The sequence below is a fragment of the Falsiroseomonas oryziterrae genome, assembly GCF_021864505.1.
GTDB classification, from domain to species: Bacteria; Pseudomonadota; Alphaproteobacteria; order Acetobacterales; family Acetobacteraceae; genus Falsiroseomonas; species Falsiroseomonas oryziterrae.
Map to the genome: position 1 here is coordinate 1 of NZ_JAKJIB010000465.1, position 2,376 is coordinate 2,376.

The 2,376-nt window shown below is 73.1% G+C and carries 3 protein-coding genes; 2 read left to right on the top strand and 1 reads right to left on the bottom strand.

The features are described from left to right. Both L2I40_RS21950 and L2I40_RS21955 read left to right on the top strand, forming a co-directional pair. Positions 1-614, top strand: a 614-nt coding sequence (locus L2I40_RS21950) for an asparagine synthase-related protein (RefSeq protein ID WP_237217400.1), incomplete at its 5' end; no start/stop codon positions are given. 61 nt (positions 615-675) lie between these two features. After that, complete coding sequence (locus L2I40_RS21955; RefSeq protein WP_237217402.1) at positions 676-1,998, top strand: dihydroorotase; 1,323 nt, start codon at positions 676-678, stop codon at positions 1,996-1,998. 154 nt (positions 1,999-2,152) lie between these two features. Here L2I40_RS21955 and L2I40_RS21960 read toward each other — a convergent pair. Next, positions 2,153-2,376, bottom strand: a 224-nt coding sequence (locus L2I40_RS21960; protein ID WP_372491097.1) for a hypothetical protein, incomplete at its 5' end; no start/stop codon positions are given.

The window sequence follows — 2,376 nt, forward strand, 5'->3', positions numbered from 1 at the left end:
GCAGCTTCGACCATGTGCGCGACGTGCTGCGCGCCACGCCCTCGGCTTGGCGCGACGGCTTCGCCGCCGCGGAGGCCGCGGCCGCCACGCCCGGCCGCACGCGGCTGATGGCCGCGCAGGCCGCCGACATTGCCGAATGGCTGCCGAACGACCTGCTGCTGAAGCTCGACCGCTGCCTGATGGCGCATGCGGTGGAAGGCCGCACGCCCTTTCTCGATCCCGGCGTCGCCGCGGCGGCGTGGCGCCTGCCAGACGCCCTCAAGGTGCGCGGCCGCACAGGCAAGTGGCTGCTGCGCGAATGGCTCTCGCGCCACCTGCCGGCCTCGAAGCCCTTCGCGCCGAAGCAGGGCTTCACCGTCCCGGTCGCCGCCTGGATCGCCGGCGTCGGCGAGCGGCTCGGGCCGCTCGTCGCCGCGCAGCCGGGGGTGGCGGAGATCGCGAAGCCGGACCGCGTCGCTGCGCTGTTCAAGGCGGCGGGCACCGACAAGCATCGCGGCTTCGCCGCCTGGCACCTGCTGTTCTACGCGCTCTGGCATCGCGCCCATGTCGAGCGCCCGAGGGCCTCCGAAACGGCGGAGGGCGATGTGTGGGAGGTCCTTTCGGCCCGCGGCTGAGGCGGCCTGTCCGCCGCGCCGCGATGGGCTATACGGGGCCGAGCCCCCGGAAGGATCGCCCATGGCCCAGCATTTCGACCTCGTCCTCCGCGGCGGCACGCTCGTCCTGCCCTGGGGCGTGGAGCAGGCCGATGTCGGGGTGCGCGGGGGCAGGATCGCGGCGATCGGCGACCTCCGCATCGTGCACGCCGCCGACGAGGTGGATTGCCGCGGCCTGCACGTCCTGCCCGGCCTGATCGACAGCCACGTCCATCTGCGCGAGCCCGGCGACGCCAGCGTCGAGACCATCGCGACGGGCACCAAGGCCGCTATCCTCGGCGGGCTGACGGCGGTGTTCGACATGCCGAACACCAACCCCTCCATCACCAACCGCGATCAGCTCGACTGGAAGCGCGGCTACGTGACGGGCCATGCGTATTGCGACATGGGCCTCTATGTCGGCGCGGCGAAGTCGAACATCGCGCAGCTCGCCGAGCTCGAGGCCGAGCCCAATGTCTGCGCCATCAAGGTCTTCGCCGGCTCCTCCACCGGCGACCTGCTGGTCGAGGACGACGAGAGCCTGGAGCGCGTCATGCGCTCCGGCCGGCGCCGCATCTGCTACCATTCGGAGGACGAGTACCGCCTGCAGGCACGCAAGCCGGACTACCACAGCGGCATGCCGCACCGGATGCATGCGGTGTGGCGCGACGTGGAATGCGCGCTGCTGGGCACGCGGCGGCTGATGACGCTGGCGCGCAAGACGGGGCGGCCCGCGCATATCCTGCACGTCTCGACGGCGGAGGAGCTCGACTACCTGAAGGACTACCGCGACCTCGCGACGGTCGAGCTGCTGCTGAACCACCTGACCCAGACGGACGAGGCCTATGACAGGCTCGGCGGCTATGCGGTGATGAACCCGCCGATCCGCGACGAGCGGCACCTGAAGGCCGCCTGGGCCGCGGTGGCGGACGGCACGGTGGACACGGTGGGATCGGACCACGCGCCGCATTCCCGCGCGGCGAAGGAACGGCCTTGGCCCGATTGCGCCGCGGGGCTGACCGGCGTGCAGACCATCGTGCCCCTGATGCTGGATCACGTCAGCGCCGGCCGCCTGACGCTCTCGCGCCTCGCCGACCTGATGTGCGCCGGCCCGGCGCGCGTCTATGGCGTGGTCGGCAAGGGGCGGCTCGCCGCCGGCTACGACGCCGACTTCACCGTGGTGGACATGAAGCGGCAGCGGACGATCGAGGAAAGCTGGATCGTCTCGCCCTGCGGCTGGACGCCCTTCGCCGGCCACCGCTGCACCGGCTGGCCCGTGATGACGATCCTTCGCGGCCAGGCGGTGATGCGCGAGGACGAGGTGCTGGGCGCGCCCCTCGGCGCCCCGGTGCGCTTCGCCGGCTGACGGCGCGACGGTCCGGCCCGGTCGCAAGCCGGGCTGCGGCCAGCGAAGCTCGCAGGGCAGCCGGAAGGCGGCCGCCGCACGTGCCGGGCAGTGACGCCGCGGCGCCGCCCGGGGTCGGCCCCGGTTCCGATCGGCGCTTCAAGGCAAGACGACGTCAGAACCGGACCACCAGCTCCGCCCAGGCGTCCGGCAGCGCCGCCGTCGCCATCGCCTCGACCCGCTTGTCGAGCCCGGTCAGCACCAGCAGGCCGAACAACGCCAGAGCGCCGCCGAGCAGCGGCCGCGCCGTGCCGCCCGCCGCACCAAGCCAGCGGCGCAGCGCCGGTACCGCACCGCGCGCCGCATAGCCGAGCGCCAGCAGCGGCACCGCCGCGCCGA